The organism is Pseudomonas sp. A (assembly GCF_056270345.1).
Window position 1 is genome coordinate 5528896 of record NZ_CM149873.1, and the last position, 17605, is coordinate 5546500.

A 17605-nucleotide genomic window follows, 5' to 3' on the forward strand; every position below is an offset into this window, starting at 1 on the left:
TCCCAGCCCATCTGTATCGTTTTCATTCCACAAGAATGACAGAGCGCCTACAGATTAATTTTAAATTATTGATTTATAAGGACTTTTAATAACTGGCCACATTATTGCTAAGGGAATTCCAACCTTAAGAGCGCGGAGCCTACCGCGCCCAACGCCCCCTGCTTCCCGAGGAATTCCCATGAGCGAGTTGCGTTTCACCGAAGATCACGAATGGCTGCGCGTCGAAGCCGACGGCAGCGTCACCGTAGGCATCACCGCCTACGCCCAGAACGCCCTCGGCGACGTGGTCTATGTGCAACTGCCGGAACTGCAGCAGTACGACAAGGGCGCCGAAGCCTCCACCGTGGAATCGGTAAAGGCCGCCAGTGGCGTGTACATGCCGCTGACCGGCGAAGTGGTCGCGGTCAACGAAGGCCTGAACGACAGCCCCGAGCTGGTCAACGAAGACCCTTTGGGCGAAGGCTGGTTCTTCCGCTTCATCCCCGCCGACATGAACGAAGTGAACGCCCTGCTCGACCAGGACGCCTACGACCGCCTGATCAAAGCCAACGACGACGCCTGAGGTATCCACCATGACCATCAACCTCGGCACCGCCAACGAATTCGTCGCCCGTCACATCGGCCCGCGCGCCGCTGACGAGCAGGCCATGCTCACCACCCTGGGCTTCGACTCGCTGGAAGCGATGACCGCCGCGGTCATTCCCGACAGCATCAAGGGCACCAGCGTGCTCGGCAGCGAAGACGGCCAGAGCGAGGCCGACGCCCTCGCCGCGCTGAAAGCCATCGCCGGCAAGAACCAGCTGTTCAAGAGCTACATCGGCCAGGGCTACTACAACACCCACACCCCGGCGCCGATCCTGCGCAACCTGCTGGAAAACCCGGCCTGGTACACCGCCTACACCCCGTACCAGCCAGAGATCTCCCAAGGCCGCCTGGAAGCGCTGCTGAACTTCCAGACCCTGATCAGCGACCTCACCGGCCTGCCGATCGCCAACGCCTCCCTGCTCGACGAGGCCACCGCCGCCGCCGAAGCCATGACCTTCTGCAAGCGCCTGTCGAAGAACAAGGCCAGCCATGCCTTCTTCGCCTCCGCGCACTGCCACCCGCAGACCCTCGACGTGCTGCGCACCCGTGCCGAGCCGCTGGGCATCGAGGTGGTGGTGGGCGACGAGCGTGAACTGGGCGATGTCAGCGCCTTCTTCGGCGCTCTGCTGCAGTACCCGGCCAGCAACGGTGACGTGTTCGACTACCGCGAAGTGGTGCAGCGCTTCCACGCCGCAGGCGCCCTGGTGGCCGTGGCCGCCGACCTGCTGGCCCTGACCCTGCTCACCCCGCCGGGCGAATTCGACGCCGACGTGGCCATCGGCAGCGCCCAGCGCTTCGGTGTGCCGCTGGGCTTCGGTGGCCCGCACGCGGCCTACTTCGCCACCCGCGACGCGTTCAAGCGTGACATGCCGGGGCGCCTGGTCGGCGTATCGATCGACCGCTTCGGCAAGAGCGCCCTGCGCCTGGCCATGCAGACCCGCGAACAGCACATCCGCCGCGAGAAGGCCACCAGCAACATCTGCACCGCCCAGGTGCTGCTGGCCAACATCGCCAGCATGTACGCCGTGTACCACGGCCCGGCCGGCCTCAAGCGCATCGCCGAGCGTACCCACGCACTGACCGCGATCCTGGCCACCGGCCTGACCAAACTGGGCGTGAAAGTGGTCACCGGCGACTTCTTCGATACCCTGACCCTGGCCACCGGCAGCGCTACCAGCGCCTTGCACGACAAGGCCCGCGCCCAGGGCATCAACCTGCGCCAGGTCGACGCCGCCCATCTGGGTCTGTCGCTGGACGAAACCAGCAGCCAGGCCGATGTCGAGGCCTTGTGGCAGCTGTTCGCCGACGGCCAGGCCACCCCGGACCTCGCCGCCCTGGCCAACACTGTCGCCGTGCGCCTGCCGGCTGGCCTGCTGCGCCAGTCGGCCATTCTCGAGCACCCGGTGTTCAACCGCTATCACAGCGAAACCGAGCTGATGCGCTACCTGCGCCGCCTGGCCGACAAGGACCTGGCGCTGGACCGCAGCATGATCCCGCTGGGCTCGTGCACCATGAAGCTCAACGCCGCCAGCGAGATGATCCCGGTGACCTGGGCCGAGTTCGGCAACCTGCACCCGTTCGCCCCGGCCGAGCAGAGCCAGGGCTACCTGCAGATGACCACCGAGCTGGAGGCCATGCTCTGCGCCGCCACCGGCTATGACGCCGTATCGCTGCAGCCCAACGCCGGTTCCCAGGGCGAGTACGCAGGCCTCCTGGCGATCCGTGCCTACCACCGCAGCCGTGGCGACGGCCACCGCGACATCTGCCTGATCCCGTCCTCGGCCCACGGCACCAACCCCGCCACCGCGCACATGGCCGGCATGCGCGTGGTGGTCACCGCCTGCGACGCCCGCGGCAACGTCGACATCGACGACCTGCGCGCCAAGGCCATCGAGCACCGCGAGCGCCTGGCGGCGATCATGATCACCTACCCGTCGACCCACGGCGTGTTCGAGGAAGCCATCGGCGAGATCTGCGCGATCATCCACGACAATGGCGGCCAGGTGTACATCGATGGCGCCAACATGAACGCCATGGTCGGCCTGTGCGCACCGGGCAAGTTCGGCGGCGACGTCTCGCACCTGAACCTGCACAAGACCTTCTGCATCCCCCACGGCGGTGGCGGCCCGGGCGTCGGCCCGATCGGCGTCAAGTCGCACCTGGCGCCGTTCCTGCCCGGCCACGCGACGCTGGAGAACACCACGGGCGCCGTGTGCGCCGCGCCGTTCGGCAGCGCCAGCATCCTGCCGATCACCTGGATGTACATTCGAATGATGGGTGGCGCCGGCCTCAAGCGCGCCTCGCAGATGGCGATCCTCAACGCCAACTACATCGCCCGTCGCCTGGAAGAGCACTATCCTGTGCTGTACACCGGCAGCAACGGTCTGGTGGCGCATGAATGCATCCTCGACCTGCGTCCGCTCAAGGACACCAGCGGCATCAGCGTCGACGACGTGGCCAAGCGCCTGATCGACTTCGGCTTCCACGCCCCGACCATGTCCTTCCCGGTGGCCGGCACGCTGATGATCGAACCGACCGAAAGCGAGTCCAAAGAGGAACTGGACCGCTTCTGCAACGCGATGATCCAGATCCGCGAGGAAATTCGCGCCGTCGAGAACGGTAGCCTGGACAAGGACGACAACCCGCTGAAGAACGCCCCGCACACCGCGGCGGAGCTGGCCGGCGAATGGACCCACGGCTACAGCCGCGAGCAGGCGGTGTACCCGCTGCCGAGCCTGGTGGAAGGCAAGTACTGGCCGCCGGTGGGCCGGGTCGACAACGTGTTCGGCGACCGCAACCTGGTCTGCGCCTGCCCGTCGATCGAGAGCTATCAGGACGTTTGATAGCTCCAGGCCTGCCCACACCTGTGAGGCGGGCCTCGGCCCCTGTGGGAGCGGGTTTACCCGCGAATGCGATAGTGAGTTCACCGACGCATTCGCGGGTAAACCCGCTCCCACAAGGTCACCATCAACCCCAAGAGCCGGTTAGGAGATCACCATGTCCCTGAGCGTCTTCGACCTGTTCAAGATCGGCATCGGCCCCTCCAGCTCGCACACGGTCGGCCCGATGCGCGCCGCCGCGCGCTTCGCCGAAGGCCTGCGCCGTGACGGCCTGCTGGCCGGCACGGTCAGCATCAAGGCCGAGCTGTACGGCTCGCTCGGCGCCACCGGCAAGGGCCACGGCAGCGACAAGGCCGTGTTGCTGGGCCTGGAGGGCGAGCACCCGGACACCGTCGACACCGAAACCATCCCCGCCCGCCTGCAGGCGATCCGCGACAGCGGCCGCCTGCGCCTGCTCGGCGAGCACGAAATCGCCTTCGTCGAGAAGCAGCACCTGGCGATGATCCGCAAGCCGCTGGAATACCACCCCAACGGCATGATCTTTCGCGCCTTCGACGCCGCCGGCCTGCAGATCCGTAGTCGCGAGTACTACTCGGTGGGTGGCGGCTTCGTGGTCGACGAAGAAGCCGCGGGCCACGACCGCATCGTCGAGGACAGCACCGTGCTGGCCTATCCGTTCAAGACCGGCAAGCAATTGCTGGCCCATTGCACCACCGAGCAGCTGTCGTTCAGCCAGGTGATGCTGGCCAACGAAGCCGCCTGGCGCCCGGAGGCCGAAACCCGCGCCGGCCTGCTGCGCATCTGGCAGGTGATGCAGGACTGCGTCGAGGCGGGTTGCAGGCATGAGGGCATCCTGCCGGGTGGCCTGAAGGTCAAGCGCCGCGCACCAGCGCTGTACCGCCAGCTCAGCCGTCATCCAGAGGCCAGCCTGCGCGATGCGCTGTCGGTACTCGACTGGGTCAACCTCTATGCCCTGGCGGTGAACGAGGAAAACGCCTACGGCGGGCGCGTGGTCACCGCGCCGACCAACGGCGCCGCCGGCATCGTCCCGGCGGTGTTGCACTACTACATGCGCTTCGTCCCCGGTGCCAATGAAGACGGCGTGGTGCGCTTCCTGCTCACTGCAGCGGCAATCGGCATCCTCTACAAGGAAAACGCTTCGATCTCCGGTGCCGAGGTCGGCTGCCAGGGCGAGGTCGGCGTGGCCTGCTCGATGGCCGCCGGCGCCCTGTGCGAAGTGATGGGCGGCAGCCCGCAGCAGGTGGAAAACGCCGCCGAGATCGGCATGGAACACAACCTGGGCCTGACCTGCGACCCCATCGGCGGGCTGGTCCAGGTGCCTTGCATCGAGCGCAACGCCATGGGCTCGGTGAAGGCGATCAACGCGGTGCGCATGGCCCTGCGCGGCGACGGGCAGCATTACGTCTCCCTCGACAAGGTCATCCGCACCATGCGTCAGACCGGCGCCGACATGAAAAGCAAATACAAGGAGACCGCCCGCGGCGGTCTGGCCGTCAACATCATTGAATGTTGACCCGAACAAAAAACGAGGAGTCACCGATGTCCGAAACACTGCACAAGACCCCGCTGCACGCCCTGCACCTGGAACTGGGCGCGCGCATGGTGCCCTTCGCCGGCTACGACATGCCGGTGCAGTACCCGCTGGGCGTGCTCAAGGAGCACCTGCACACCCGCGAGCAGGCCGGCCTGTTCGACGTCTCGCACATGGGCCAGATCATCCTGCGCGGCAGCGACGCCGCCCAGGCCCTGGAAAGCCTGGTACCGGTGGACATCATCGACCTGCCGGTGGGCATGCAGCGCTACGCCATGTTCACCAACGCCGAGGGCGGCATCCTCGACGACCTGATGGTCGCCAACCTCGGTGACGACACCCTGTTCCTGGTGGTCAACGCCGCCTGCAAGGACCAGGACCTGGCGCACCTGCGCAAGCATATCGGCAATCGCTGCGAGATCCAGCCGCTGTTCGAGGAACGCGCCCTGCTCGCCCTGCAAGGCCCGGCGGCGGTCAAGGTGCTGGAGCGCCTGGCCCCGGAAGTGGCGAAGATGACGTTCATGCAGTTCCAGCCCGTTCAACTGCTCGGCGCCGACTGCTATGTCAGCCGCTCGGGCTACACCGGTGAGGACGGTTTCGAGATTTCCGTGCCGGCCGACAAGACCGAAGCCCTGGCCCGCCGCCTGCTGGCCGAGCCGGAGGTACAGCCAATCGGCCTGGGGGCACGCGACTCGCTGCGCCTGGAAGCCGGCCTGTGCCTGTATGGCCACGACATGAATACGGCCACCACGCCGATCGCGGCCAGCCTGCTGTGGGCGATCTCCAAGGTGCGCCGTGCCGACGGCGCACGTGCCGGTGGTTTCCCCGGCGCCGCAGCCGTATTCGCCCAGCAGCAACAAGGAGTTGCACGCAAGCGCGTAGGCCTGCTGCCGCAGGAACGCACCCCGGTGCGCGAGGGTGCCGAGATTGTCGACGGCACCGGCAAAATTGTCGGCCAGGTGTGCAGCGGTGGATTTGGTCCGACGCTCGGCGCCCCGGTGGCAATGGGGTATGTCGATAGCGAACATGCCGCACTGGATACCGCTCTGTTTGCTGTGGTCCGCGGCAAGCAAGTTGCCCTTAAGGTCAGCAAAATGCCTTTCGTGGCACAACGTTACTACCGTGGCTGAATGAGTGGTTTGGACGGGTTCGACATATTCGTTTTCGAACCTGTCCAATAACTTCTGAACATAGCGCCAGCCCAGGCGCCACGCCGTTTCCGACAAATCGTTCGGTTAACGGGAAAAGCCTGATTTTCACCCACTGCAAGGGCTTGTTTTTCGCTCGGCAGTTGGCGTAGAGTCATCGCACTGTGTTTGCATGGGTCGCAACAGTTCGTGACCTGGGCCAGTAGCTGCAATCTGCTACAACCCGTTCGACGTCTCTTACTTTCCTGCAACCCAGCCCAGTAGTCTTTCACTTACAAGAACGTGAAAGAAACTGTCATCAAAATTCAAGTTTCATAGGAAATAAGACAATGGCTGAGCGTCAGAACGGTACCGTCAAGTGGTTCAATGACGAGAAAGGTTACGGCTTCATCACCCCTGAGAGCGGTGCTGATCTGTTTGTTCACTTCCGTGCCATCGAAGGCAACGGCTTCAAGAGCCTGAAAGAAGGCCAGAAAGTCACCTTCGAAGCCGTGCAAGGCCAGAAAGGCCTGCAGGCTGACAAAGTTCAGGTTGTCGCCTAAGCGATTACCCGAATTCAAAAAGCCCCTGCCAAGTGCAGGGGCTTTTTTTTACCCGTAGAATAGCGGCTTCGCCATTCGGAGCCGTCCTGCATGTCCAAGCCCCTGCTCTCACCCCAGGGTGACTTCCCCCCCGTCGGCCTGGGCCGCCGGCTGGCCGCGATGTTCTATGACTTCCTGCTGTGCACCGCCCTGCTGATCGTCACCGCCGGCGCCTACAAGATGATCCAGATGGCGATCATCGGCGAGGCGCGCATGCGTGAGCTGACCGAGGCCGGCGCGCTGGATGGCGACCCGTTGCTGTCGACGATCCTGCTGTTCGCCCTGTTCGGCTTCTTCGCCAAATTCTGGACCCATGGCGGCCAGACCCTGGGCATGCAAGTGTGGGGCATGCGCGTGCAGAACGCCGACGGCAGCGCCATCAGCCTGTGGCAGGCGCTGCTGCGTTTCGTGGTGTCGATCGCCTCATGGCTGTGCCTGGGGCTGGGGTTCTTCTGGTCGTTGATCGACAAGCGCCAGCGCAGCTGGCACGACATCTATTCCGAGACGCAGCTGGTGCGCGTGCCCAAACGCAAGAAATAGCCCGAGCGACGACCACCCTGTAGGAGCGGCCTTGTGCCGCGAAAGGGCTGCGAAGCGGCCCCGGCAATCTGACTTGTGGCGCAGACCCTGGGGCCGCTTTGCGCCCCTTTCGCGGCACAAGGCCGCTCCTACAATAGGATGAGTTAATCCTGATCATCCCGTTACGCACAAAAAAGCCGACCCCAGGGTCGGCTTCTTTGTGCAGCTCAGGCCATCAACCCGCCCGGCGCATCAACCACAAGCCCGCCAGCGCACAGATCCCCGCTGGGATCACCACCGCCAGCAACGGCGGGAAGCCGAACACCTGGCTCGATGGCCCCAGCAGGTCCCCGGCGATGCGGAACACGAAGCCCACCAGCACGCCGGTGAACACGCGCTGCCCCAGGGTCACGGAACGCAGCGGGCCGAAGATGAACGAAATCGCCATCAATACCAGCGCCGCGGTGACCAGCGGTTGCAGGACCTTGGTCCAGAACGCCAGCCAGTAGCGCGAGTTGTTCAGTCCCTGGTCGGCCAGGTAGTGGATGTAGTCCCACAGCCCGGTGATCGACAGCGACTCCGGCGCCAGCACCACGGTGTTGAGCAGCTCCGGCGTCACCGAGACGTCCCACACCTCTTCAGGGCTCTTGACCACTTCGGTGTGGTCGCCGCGGAAGTAGGTCGTGGAGACATCGTTGAGCATCCACTTGCCTTCCACATACTGCGCCCGGCGGGCAAAGCTGGAGGTCTGGATCTTGCGCTCGGCGTCGAAGCGGTAGCGGGTCACGCCCAGCAGCAGGCCATTGGGCTGCACCGAGTTGATATGCACGAACTCCTCGCCCTGGCGGTGCCACATGCCGCGCTTGGAGCTTTGCGCCTCGCCGCCACCCTGGGCGAGCGATCGGTCGGCCTGGGCCTTGTTCTCGGTCACCGGGGCCACGTACTCGCCGATCAGCAGGCCGACCAGCATCAGCACCAGCATCGGCTTCATCACCGCCCAGACGATGCGCCCGATGGACACGCCGGCGGCGCGCATGATGGTCAGTTCGCTGCTGCTGGCCAGGCTGCCCAGGCCGATCAGGCAGCCGATCAGGGCCGCCATCGGCAGCATGTCGTAGAGACGGCGCGGCGCGGTCAGCAGGACGAAGCTGCCAGCATCCATGAAGGTATAGGTGGCACTCAGGTCGTTCAGTTCGTCGATCAGGGCGAACAGCGAGGCCAGGCCAAGGATGATGCCCAGCACGGCGGCGATCGCCAGCAGCACGCTCTTGCCGATGTAGCGGTCCAGTTTAACCACGGGCCACCTCCGCACGACGGGCGGCGCGTTTGAGGCGCAACGGCTCCCAATACATCAGCGCCAGGCCGATCAGCAGGAACAGGCCATGGACCCACCACATACCCAGCGAGATGGGCAGCTTGCCCTTCTCCAGGGCGCTACGCACGGAAATCAGCATCGTCAGATAGGCCATGTACAAAAGGATCGCCGGCAGCAGCTTGAGGAAGCGGCCCTGGCGTGGGTTGACGCGCGACAGCGGCACCGCCAGCAGCGTCACGACGAACACCAGCAGTGGCAGCGACAGGCGCCATTGCAGCTCGGCTCGCTCGCGAATGCCTTCATGCCCGAACAGTTCGGACGTCGGGATCGCTTCGCGGTCGGTGACTTCCTCGGCGACTTCCGGCTTGGGCAGCAGCACGCCATAGGTGTCGTACTTGATCGCCCGGTAGTCGGCCTGGCCCGGATTGCCGTCGTAGCGGTAGCCGTTCTCCAGCACCAGGTAGCGGTTGCCGTCGGCCTGCACTTCCTGGTGGCCCTTCTCGGCGACCAGCACCGAAGGCGCGCGGTCCTTGGTCTTGTCCTGGTTGAAGCGCTTCTCGGAGATGAACACCCCGCCGAGCTTGATGCGGTCATCGGACAGCTGTTCGGTGTAGGTCACCCGGGAGCCGTCGCGCAGGGTCTGGAAACGGCCCGGCACCAGGGTGTCGAACTCGGTCAGGGCATCCTGCTGGGCGATGATCTTCTGCACCTGGGCAACGCCCAGAGGCGCCAGGCTCAGGCTCAGCCAGGCGACCAGCAGGGCGACCAGCGCCGCCGGCACCATGGTCACGGTCAGCAGGCGCTGCTGGCTCATGCCGGTGGCCGACAGCACGGTCATCTCGCTTTCGAGATACAACCGGCCATAGGCGAGCAGGATGCCGAGGAACAGCCCCAGCGGCAGGATCAGTTGCAGGAAGCCCGGCAGGCGGAACCCCATGATCATGAACAGCACGCTTGGATCGAGCGCGCCCTGGGCCGCCTGGGCCAGGTATTTGATGAAGCGCCCGCTCATGATGATCACCAGCAGCACGGCGCTGACGGCGCTCAAGGTCACCAGGACCTCGCGGGACAGATAACGAAAGACGATCAAACCAGACACTCCTGGGTTGTCAGGGGCGGACAGCCAAACGAACGATTCGGACAGCCAAGACCAATGCCGGTTCGCCAAGGCGAACCTCCATGTAAAAGTGCGCGCATTATCCTGTGATTGACGGCGCCTGTCACTTGGCCGCGCAGCATGGCGCATATCGGGGTTGTCATCGTGGTCGCGGCAGGCTCAAACTGGCAGCTTTTCCGCTGGCAGGCATCGCCCGCCAGCCGCGTGTTCCGAGCGCTTGCGAAAGACAGCGCCCACTGACAGACAGATCATTCGGGGACCCCAGACATGGAATTGGTTGTAAAGAGCGTAGCCGCTGTATCCGTCAAGACCGCGACCTTGGTCGTACCCGTGGGTGAAGGGCGCAAGCTTGGCGCCACGGCCAAGGCCGTCGACCAGGCCAGCGAAGGCGCAATCAGCGCGCTGCTCAAGCGTGGCGACCTGGCCGGCAAGCCAGGCCAGACCCTGCTGCTGCAAAGCCTGCCGGGCCTGAAGGCCGAGCGCGTGCTGCTGGTCGGCAGCGGCAAGGACGAAGCCCTCGGCGATCGCGCCTGGCGCAAGCTGGTCGCCAGCGTCGCCGGCGTGCTCAAGGGCCTGGGCGGCAGCGACGCCGTGCTGGCCCTGGACGACATCGCCGTCACCGGCCGCGACGGCCACTACGGCAAGTACCGCCTGCTGGCCGAGCCCCTGCTGGACGGCAACTACGTGTTCGATCGCTACAAGAGCCAGAAGGCCGAACCCCGCGCCCTGAAGAAAGTCACCCTGCTCACCGCCAAGGCCGGCCAGGCCGAGGCCGAGCGCGCCGTGAAACACGCCAGCGCCATCGCCACCGGCATGGCCTTCACCCGCGACCTGGGCAACCTGCCACCGAACGTCTGCCACCCAAGCTTCCTCGCCGAGCAGGCCAAGGACCTGGGCAAGGCGCACAAAGGCCTCAAGGTCGAGGTGCTGGACGAGAAGAAGATCAAGGACCTGGGCATGGGCGCGTTCTATGCCGTGGGCCAGGGCAGCGACCAGCCGCCGCGGCTGATCGTGCTCAACTACCAGGGCGGCAAGAAGAGCGAAAAACCGTTCGTGCTGGTCGGCAAGGGCATCACCTTCGACACCGGCGGCATCAGCCTCAAGCCCGGCGCCGGCATGGACGAGATGAAGTACGATATGTGCGGCGCCGCCAGCGTGTTCGGCACCCTGCGCGCCGTGCTCGAGCTGCAGCTGCCGATCAACCTGGTGTGCCTGCTGGCCTGCGCCGAGAACATGCCGAGCGGCGGCGCCACCCGTCCGGGCGACATCGTCACCACCATGAGCGGGCAGACCGTCGAGATCCTCAACACCGACGCCGAAGGCCGCCTGGTGCTGTGCGACACCCTCACCTACGCCGAGCGTTTCAAGCCGCAGGCGGTGATCGACATCGCCACCCTGACCGGCGCCTGCATCGTCGCCCTGGGCAGCCATACCTCGGGCCTGATGGGCAACGACGACGCGCTGGTCGGCCAACTGCTGGACGCCGGCAAGCGCGCCGACGACCGCGCCTGGCAGCTGCCGCTGTTCGACGAGTACCAGGAGCAACTGGACAGCCCGTTCGCCGACATCGCCAACATCGGTGGCCCGAAGGCCGGCACCATCACCGCCGGCTGCTTCCTGTCGCGTTTCGCCAAGGCCTACCACTGGGCGCACCTGGACATCGCCGGCACCGCCTGGATCAGCGGCGGCAAGGACAAGGGCGCCTCGGGCCGCCCGGTACCGCTGCTCACCCAGTACCTGCTGGACCGCGCCGGCGCCTGATGGCGCATGGCCGGTGGCGCTCACGCGCCACCGGCCGGCACTGAACGATCATGAGCAAAGTCGATTTCTACATCCTGCCCAGCGACTCACTGTCGGTGCGGCTGGATTTCGCCTGCAAGCTGTGTGAAAAGGCCTGGCGCCTCGGCCACCGGGTCTACCTGCATTGCCAGGACGAGGCGCAACGCAACGAGCTCGACCTGCGCCTGTGGCAGTTCAAGGGCGAGGCCTTCGTGCCCCACGACCACGCCGAACAGCACCCGGACGCCATTGTCGCGCTGGGTGTCGGCACTGATGCCGGCGAACACCGTGACCTGCTGATCAACCTGGGCGGCGATGTTCCCGCCTTCGTCGGCCAGTTCGAGCGGGTCGCCGAAATCGTCGTCGAGGAACCGGCCATCCGCCTGGCCGCACGCGAGCGATTCCGTTTCTACCGCGAACAGGGCTATGCTCTGCAAGATCACCGCTTACAGCGACTCTGACGACGATGGACAAGCAGCTGAACTCCCTGACCCATTCCGCCCACCTGCTCGACGATCTTGAATCGATCCGCGAGCTGCTGGGCGACGCCGACCTGCAACCGCCGCTGCTGACCGAGACGGTGGAGCAGATTCCCCTGTTGCTTGACGAACCTGCCGCCGCGCCGCCCGTCGCCGAGGCAGCGCCGGTAGCGGCCCCGGCACCTGAAGAAGATGCCCAGGCCCGCCGCCAGGACACCCTGCTGCACCTGGACGCCGAACTGCGCGCCGCCGCGCAACTGATCATGCAGGATGTGATCAACGACTTCACCCCGCATATCGAGACCGAGATCAAACGTCGCCTCGATGCGCGGCTGGAGCGCTTGCTCAAGCGTTCCGAGTAAGACCCGCCCCCGCGGTGTGGCCTTCGCGGGTAAACCCGCTCCCACAGGTACAGTGCAAACCCGACGGTTGCACACCACCTGTGGGAGCGGGTTTACCCGCGAAAGGGCCATCGCCTGCTACCACGTCTCCCGTTCCTCCATCGCATCTTGCAGCTTGTCGCTTGAAACTCGCGGCTCCGTTATACTTCCCGGCTTTCCCGAATTAATGCCTAAGGGTCCCGCCGCGCATGGATAAGACCTACCAGCCGCACGCCATCGAAACTTCCTGGTACAACACCTGGGAGTCCGAGAACTATTTCGCTCCACAAGGTGCAGGCGAGTCCTACACCATCATGATCCCGCCGCCGAACGTGACCGGCAGCCTGCACATGGGCCACGGCTTCAACAACGCGATCATGGACGCGCTGATCCGCTTCCGCCGCATGCAGGGTCGCGACACCCTGTGGCAGCCGGGCACCGACCACGCCGGTATCGCCACCCAGATGCTGGTGGAGCGCCAGCTCGAGGCCAAGGGCCAGAATCGCCATGACCTGGGCCGCGACAAGTTCCTGGAGAAGGTCTGGGAGTGGAAGGATCAATCGGGCGGCAACATCAGCCGCCAGATCCGCCGCCTGGGCTCGTCGGTGGACTGGAGCCGCGAGCGCTTCACCATGGACGACGGCCTGTCGGAAGCGGTCAAAGAGGCTTTCGTGCGCCTGCACGAAGACGGCCTGATCTACCGCGGCAAGCGCCTGGTCAACTGGGACACCAAGCTGCACACGGCGATTTCCGACCTCGAAGTGGAGAACCACGACGAGAAGGGCCACCTGTGGAACCTGCGCTATCCGCTGGCAGACGGCGCCAAGACCGCCGAAGGCAAGGACCACCTGGTGGTCGCCACCACCCGTCCGGAAACCCTGCTCGGTGACGTCGCCGTCGCCGTCAACCCGGCCGACGAGCGCTACCAGGCACTGATCGGCAAGTTCGTCGAACTGCCGCTGGTCGGCCGTCGTATCCCGATCGTCGCCGACGACTACTGCGACCCCGAGTTCGGCACCGGCTGCGTGAAGATCACCCCGGCCCACGACTTCAACGACTACGAAGTCGGCAAGCGCCACAACCTGCCGCTGCTGAACATCTTCGACAAGAACGCCACCGTGCTGGCCGCCGTGCAGGCGTTCAACCTCGACGGCAGCGTCAACGATAGCCTCGACACCTCGCTGCCGACCCAGTACGCCGGCCTCGACCGCTTCGTCGCGCGCAAGCAGATGGTTGCCGACCTCGACGCCCAAGGCCTGCTGGTCAGCATCGACGATCACGCCCTGAAAGTCCCGAAAGGCGACCGTTCCGGCACCGTCATCGAGCCGTGGCTGACCGACCAGTGGTACGTCTCTACCAAGCCACTGGCGGAACCTGCCATCGCCGCCGTGGAAGACGGCCGCATCCAGTTCGTGCCCAAGCAGTACGAGAACATGTACTTCTCCTGGATGCGCGACATCCAGGACTGGTGCATCAGCCGCCAGCTGTGGTGGGGCCACCGCATCCCGGCCTGGTACGACGAGGCCGGCCAGGTCTATGTCGGCCGCGACGAGGCCGAAGTGCGCGCCAAGCACAACCTGGGCGCCGATGTGAAACTGCGCCAGGACGACGACGTGCTCGACACCTGGTTCAGCTCGGGCCTGTGGACCTTCTCCACCCTCGGCTGGCCGGAGCAGACCGAGTTCCTGAAGAAATTCCACTCCACCGACGTGCTGGTCACCGGCTTCGACATCATCTTCTTCTGGGTCGCCCGGATGATCATGCTGACGATGCACCTGATCAAGAACGAGGACGGCACCCCGCAGGTACCGTTCAAGACCGTCTACGTGCACGGTCTGGTCCGCGACGGCCAGGGCCAGAAGATGTCCAAGTCCAAGGGCAACGTCCTCGACCCGCTGGACATCGTCGACGGCATCACCCTCGACGCCCTGCTGGAAAAACGCACCAGCGGCATGATGCAGCCCAAGCTTGCCGAGAAGATCGCCAAGCAGACCAAGGCCGAGTTCCCCGAAGGCATCGCCAGCTACGGCACCGACGCCCTGCGCTTCACCTTCTGCTCGCTGGCCTCCACCGGTCGTGACATCAAGTTCGACATGGGCCGCGTCGAAGGCTACCGCAACTTCTGCAACAAGATCTGGAACGCCGCCCGCTACGTGCTGGACAAGGGCGAGGATTGCGGCCAGAACGGCGAGGCCTACGAGCTGTCGCTGGCCGACCGCTGGATCATCTCGCAGCTGCAGCGCACTGAAGCCGAAGTGACCCGTCAGCTCGAGCAGTTCCGCTTCGACTTGGCCAGCCAGGCCCTGTACGAGTTCATCTGGAACCAGTACTGCGACTGGTACCTGGAGCTGTCCAAGCCGGTGCTGTGGGACGAGAACGCCCCGGTCGAGCGCGCCCGCGGCACCCGTCGCACCCTGGTGCGCGTGCTGGAAGTCGCCCTGCGCCTGGCGCACCCGTTCATGCCGTTCATCACCGAAGAGATCTGGCAGCGCATCGCGCCGCTGGCCGGCATCGAAGGCAAGACCATCATGCTGCAGCCGTGGCCTGAAGCGAACGAAAGCCGCATCGACGCCGCCGCCGAAGGCGACATCGAGTGGCTCAAGGAGCTGATGGTGGGCCTGCGCAACATCCGCGCCGAGATGAACATCGGCCCGGGCAAGCCGCTGCCGCTGTTCCTGAAGAACGCCAACGCCGACGACCAGCGTCGCCTGCAGGAAAACGAAGCCCTGCTGAAGAAACTGGCCAAGGTCGAGTCGTTCACCGTGCTGGGCGAGCAGGACGAAGCGCCGCTGTCGGCCACCGCGCTGGTGGGTGATCTGCAGGTGCTGGTGCCGATGGCCGGCCTGATCGACAAGGACGCCGAACTTGCGCGCCTAAGCAAAGAGATCCAGCGTTTGCAGGGTGAAGTCCAGCGCGTCGGTGGCAAGCTGTCCAACGCCGCCTTCGTCGACAAGGCACCGCCTGCGGTGATCGAGAAGGAACGCGCCAAGCTGGCCGAGTCGGAGCAGGCCCTGGCCAACTTCACCGAGCAGCATGCGCGGATTGCTGCGCTGTAATCATCTACATCGCTGACTGACCGGCGAGGGCTTCGCCCTCGTTCGCGGCACAAGGCCGCTCCTACAGGGAATTGCATGGCTCACAGGCCTGCGCTTTCCTGTAGGAGCGGCCTTGTGCCGCGAAAGGGCCGCAAAGCGGCCCCTGGACCAGCAAGGCAACACCGGATCCGACAATGACCGAAAAACCCACCCTGCACCCACGCAACCGCCACCAGGGCCGCTACGACTTCCCCGCCCTGATCAAGGCGCACCCGGACCTGGCCCGCTTCACCATCACCAACCCCTACGGCAAGCCCAGCATCGACTTTGCCAACCCCGAGGCCGTGCGGGTGTTCAACCGCGCCCTGCTCAAGGCCCAGTACGGCATCCAACACTGGGATATTCCGGCCGACTACCTGTGCCCGCCGATCCCCGGCCGGGCCGACTACATCCACGTGCTGGCCGACCTGCTGGCCGAGGACAATGCCGGCGAGATCCCCCGCGGCGCCCAGGTACGCGCCCTGGATATCGGCGTCGGCGCCAACTGCATCTACCCCTTGCTTGGCCACAGCGACTACCGCTGGCGCTTCACCGGCTCCGACATCGACGGTGTGGCCCTGGCCTCGGCCAAGGCCATCGTCCAGGCCAACAAGCTCGACAAGGCCATCAGCCTGCGCCAGCAAGCTCAGCCCAGGCATATCCTCAGTGGCCTGCTGCAGACCGACGAACGCTTCGACGTCACCCTGTGCAACCCGCCGTTCCATGCCTCCCGCGAGGAAGCCACCCGCGGCAGCCAGCGCAAGTGGAAGAACCTCGGCAAACAGGACCCCAAGCGCAAATTGCCGGTACTGAACTTCGGCGGGCAGAACAACGAACTGTGGTGCGAAGGCGGCGAGATCCGCTTCGTCAGCCAACTGGTCGGCGAAAGCGTGCAATACGCGACCCAGGTGCTGTGGTTCACCAGCCTGGTGTCCAAGGCCAGCAACCTGCCGGGTATCGAGGCGGCCTTGAAGAAGGCCGGGGTGAAGGCCCTGCGCATCGTCGAGATGGGCCAGGGACAGAAGCAGAGCCGCATGGTCGCCTGGAGTTTCCAGGACGACAGCGCACGCCAGCAATGGCCTGCCGCGCGCAAATCACAGGCATGAAAAAACCGCGCCCGGGCAAGCCGGGCGCGGTTTCGTCAACGCATCAACAATTACTTGTTGATCGAGTCGGTCAGCACTTTGGCTGGAACGAACTTGACGACTTTCTTGGCAGCGATTTCGATGGCGGCGCCAGTCGAAGGGTTGCGGCCGGTACGGGCAGGACGCTCGGAGACTTTCAGCTTGCCGATGCCTGGCAGGGTGATTTCGGCGCCGTTTTCCAGTTGGTCGGCAACGATCTGGCCCAGTTGCTCCAGTGCATTACGCGCGGTGGTTTTCGGCGCGTCGATAGCTTCAGCGATGTCGGCAATCAGTTGGTCTTTGGTCAGTGCCATGGTGGTGTTCCTTCCCTATCAAATCAGAGGTTGTGCAGCATGCTTGGTCGGTGGTCGGGCCAGCCCGGGACAATCCAGAGGCCGCGTCGATCGCGTATGTAGATACGCAAATCGGCGTTTGGTTCGACACCGCGCAAGCGATCTGCCAGCAATGCGCCACCCAAGGGGCGCAAGACCGCGCAAAGCTACCACAGGAATCGAGAAATATCCGCTGTCGACATTGATTTTGTGCAGGTTTTTCGGGGGTTTTCGGAAAAATCGCAAAAAAATGAGCAAAAAACGAACAACCGGCATTTGTGCCAATATCTGGCCACTGCATCACCCCTACCCTGAGGTAAACTGAGCGACTTTTGCAGCGCGGCTTTTCACCGCTCAGACCACCGAGAATTCCATGCCAATCCGTCATTGCATCGTTCACCTGATCGACAAGAAGCCCGATGGCAGCCCCGCCGTGCTCCATGCGCGCGACAGCGAACTGGTAGCCTCCGACGCCATCGAGAACCTGCTGGCCGACCTCAACGACAGCTACAACGCCAAGCAAGGCAAAGCCTGGGGCTTTTTCCACGGCGAGTCCGGCGCCTACCCGTTCAGTGGCTGGCTCAAGCAGTATCTGGATGAGGAAAAGGACTTCGCCGCCTTCAGCCGCATCGCGGTCGAGCACCTGCAGAAGCTGATGATCTGGCACCTAGAGAACGTTAAATGTTTGTGCTATGCCTTACAAACATTTAGAAGCTCAGGCGCTTCAAGGGTACACAAGGCCCCCAGCTCTGCCTGAGACCACGATAGGCGCCAATGTTG

General features: G+C 64.6%; 14 protein-coding genes and 1 pseudogene. 12 read left to right on the forward strand and 3 right to left on the reverse strand.

All coding sequences use genetic code 11. The features are described from left to right. Positions 1 to 178: 178 nt before the first annotated feature. The 6 genes from gcvH to AC0MAZ_RS24665 all read left to right on the forward strand — a co-directional run bounded on the left by gcvH (position 179) and on the right by AC0MAZ_RS24665 (position 7246). Positions 179 to 562, forward strand: a complete 384-nt coding sequence (gene gcvH / locus AC0MAZ_RS24640) for a glycine cleavage system protein GcvH (protein ID WP_232855969.1) — start codon at positions 179 to 181, stop codon at positions 560 to 562. Between the two features lie 10 nt (positions 563 to 572). Beyond that, positions 573 to 3428, forward strand: coding sequence for an aminomethyl-transferring glycine dehydrogenase (gene gcvP / locus AC0MAZ_RS24645; protein WP_475859521.1), 2856 nt, complete (start codon positions 573 to 575; stop codon positions 3426 to 3428). Positions 3429 to 3582: 154 nt separating this feature from the next. Beyond that, positions 3583 to 4959 (forward strand): L-serine ammonia-lyase, encoded by a 1377-nt coding sequence (locus AC0MAZ_RS24650; RefSeq protein WP_254464739.1) that lies wholly within the window; start codon positions 3583 to 3585, stop codon positions 4957 to 4959. Between the two features lie 26 nt (positions 4960 to 4985). Next, on the forward strand, positions 4986 to 6107 hold the full coding sequence (gene gcvT, locus AC0MAZ_RS24655; RefSeq protein WP_475859523.1) for a glycine cleavage system aminomethyltransferase GcvT: 1122 nt from the start codon (positions 4986 to 4988) through the stop codon (positions 6105 to 6107). Between the two features lie 347 nt (positions 6108 to 6454). Next, on the forward strand, positions 6455 to 6667 hold the full coding sequence (locus tag AC0MAZ_RS24660) for a cold-shock protein (RefSeq protein WP_050704121.1): 213 nt from the start codon (positions 6455 to 6457) through the stop codon (positions 6665 to 6667). Between the two features lie 90 nt (positions 6668 to 6757). Next, a complete protein-coding gene (locus AC0MAZ_RS24665; protein WP_203650875.1) occupies positions 6758 to 7246 on the forward strand; it encodes an RDD family protein in 489 nt (162 codons plus the stop codon). Between the two features lie 214 nt (positions 7247 to 7460). Here AC0MAZ_RS24665 and lptG read toward each other — a convergent pair whose 3' ends face one another. Together lptG and lptF are read right to left on the reverse strand one after the other, a co-directional pair. Beyond that, positions 7461 to 8522 carry an LPS export ABC transporter permease LptG gene (gene lptG / locus AC0MAZ_RS24670; RefSeq protein ID WP_050704120.1) on the reverse strand — a complete coding sequence of 354 codons (1062 nt, stop codon included), beginning with the start codon at positions 8520 to 8522 and terminating at the stop codon, positions 7461 to 7463. Continuing rightward, complete coding sequence (gene lptF, locus AC0MAZ_RS24675) at positions 8515 to 9630, reverse strand: LPS export ABC transporter permease LptF (RefSeq protein WP_232855973.1); 1116 nt, start codon at positions 9628 to 9630, stop codon at positions 8515 to 8517. The genes lptG and lptF overlap by 8 nt, the downstream gene beginning before the upstream one ends. 294 nt (positions 9631 to 9924) lie before the next feature. Between lptF and AC0MAZ_RS24680 the strand changes: the two genes are divergently transcribed. The 5 genes from AC0MAZ_RS24680 (at position 9925) to rlmF (ending at position 16475) form a co-directional block, all read left to right on the forward strand. Further along, the gene (locus AC0MAZ_RS24680) at positions 9925 to 11418 is read left to right on the forward strand and encodes a leucyl aminopeptidase (RefSeq protein ID WP_475859525.1); all 1494 of its coding nucleotides are present in this window, start codon (positions 9925 to 9927) and stop codon (positions 11416 to 11418) included. A gap of 50 nt (positions 11419 to 11468) precedes the next feature. Further along, positions 11469 to 11897 (forward strand): DNA polymerase III subunit chi, encoded by a 429-nt coding sequence (locus AC0MAZ_RS24685; RefSeq protein WP_203650868.1) that lies wholly within the window; start codon positions 11469 to 11471, stop codon positions 11895 to 11897. Positions 11898 to 11902: 5 nt separating this feature from the next. Then, complete coding sequence (locus tag AC0MAZ_RS24690; protein ID WP_110738287.1) at positions 11903 to 12277, forward strand: DNA polymerase III subunit chi; 375 nt, start codon at positions 11903 to 11905, stop codon at positions 12275 to 12277. Positions 12278 to 12504: 227 nt separating this feature from the next. Then, positions 12505 to 15351 (forward strand): valine--tRNA ligase, encoded by a 2847-nt coding sequence (locus AC0MAZ_RS24695; protein ID WP_203650865.1) that lies wholly within the window; start codon positions 12505 to 12507, stop codon positions 15349 to 15351. 173 nt (positions 15352 to 15524) lie between these two features. Continuing rightward, on the forward strand, positions 15525 to 16475 hold the full coding sequence (gene rlmF / locus AC0MAZ_RS24700) for a 23S rRNA (adenine(1618)-N(6))-methyltransferase RlmF (RefSeq protein WP_475859526.1): 951 nt from the start codon (positions 15525 to 15527) through the stop codon (positions 16473 to 16475). Positions 16476 to 16525: 50 nt separating this feature from the next. Here rlmF and AC0MAZ_RS24705 read toward each other — a convergent pair whose 3' ends face one another. Then, positions 16526 to 16807 (reverse strand): HU family DNA-binding protein, encoded by a 282-nt coding sequence (locus AC0MAZ_RS24705; RefSeq protein WP_110738284.1) that lies wholly within the window; start codon positions 16805 to 16807, stop codon positions 16526 to 16528. Positions 16808 to 17198: 391 nt separating this feature from the next. Here AC0MAZ_RS24705 and AC0MAZ_RS24710 point away from each other — a divergent pair. After that, positions 17199 to 17483 (forward strand): annotated as a pseudogene (locus AC0MAZ_RS24710) (nucleoid-associated protein); the annotation flags it as partial. Positions 17484 to 17605 lie beyond the last annotated feature (122 nt).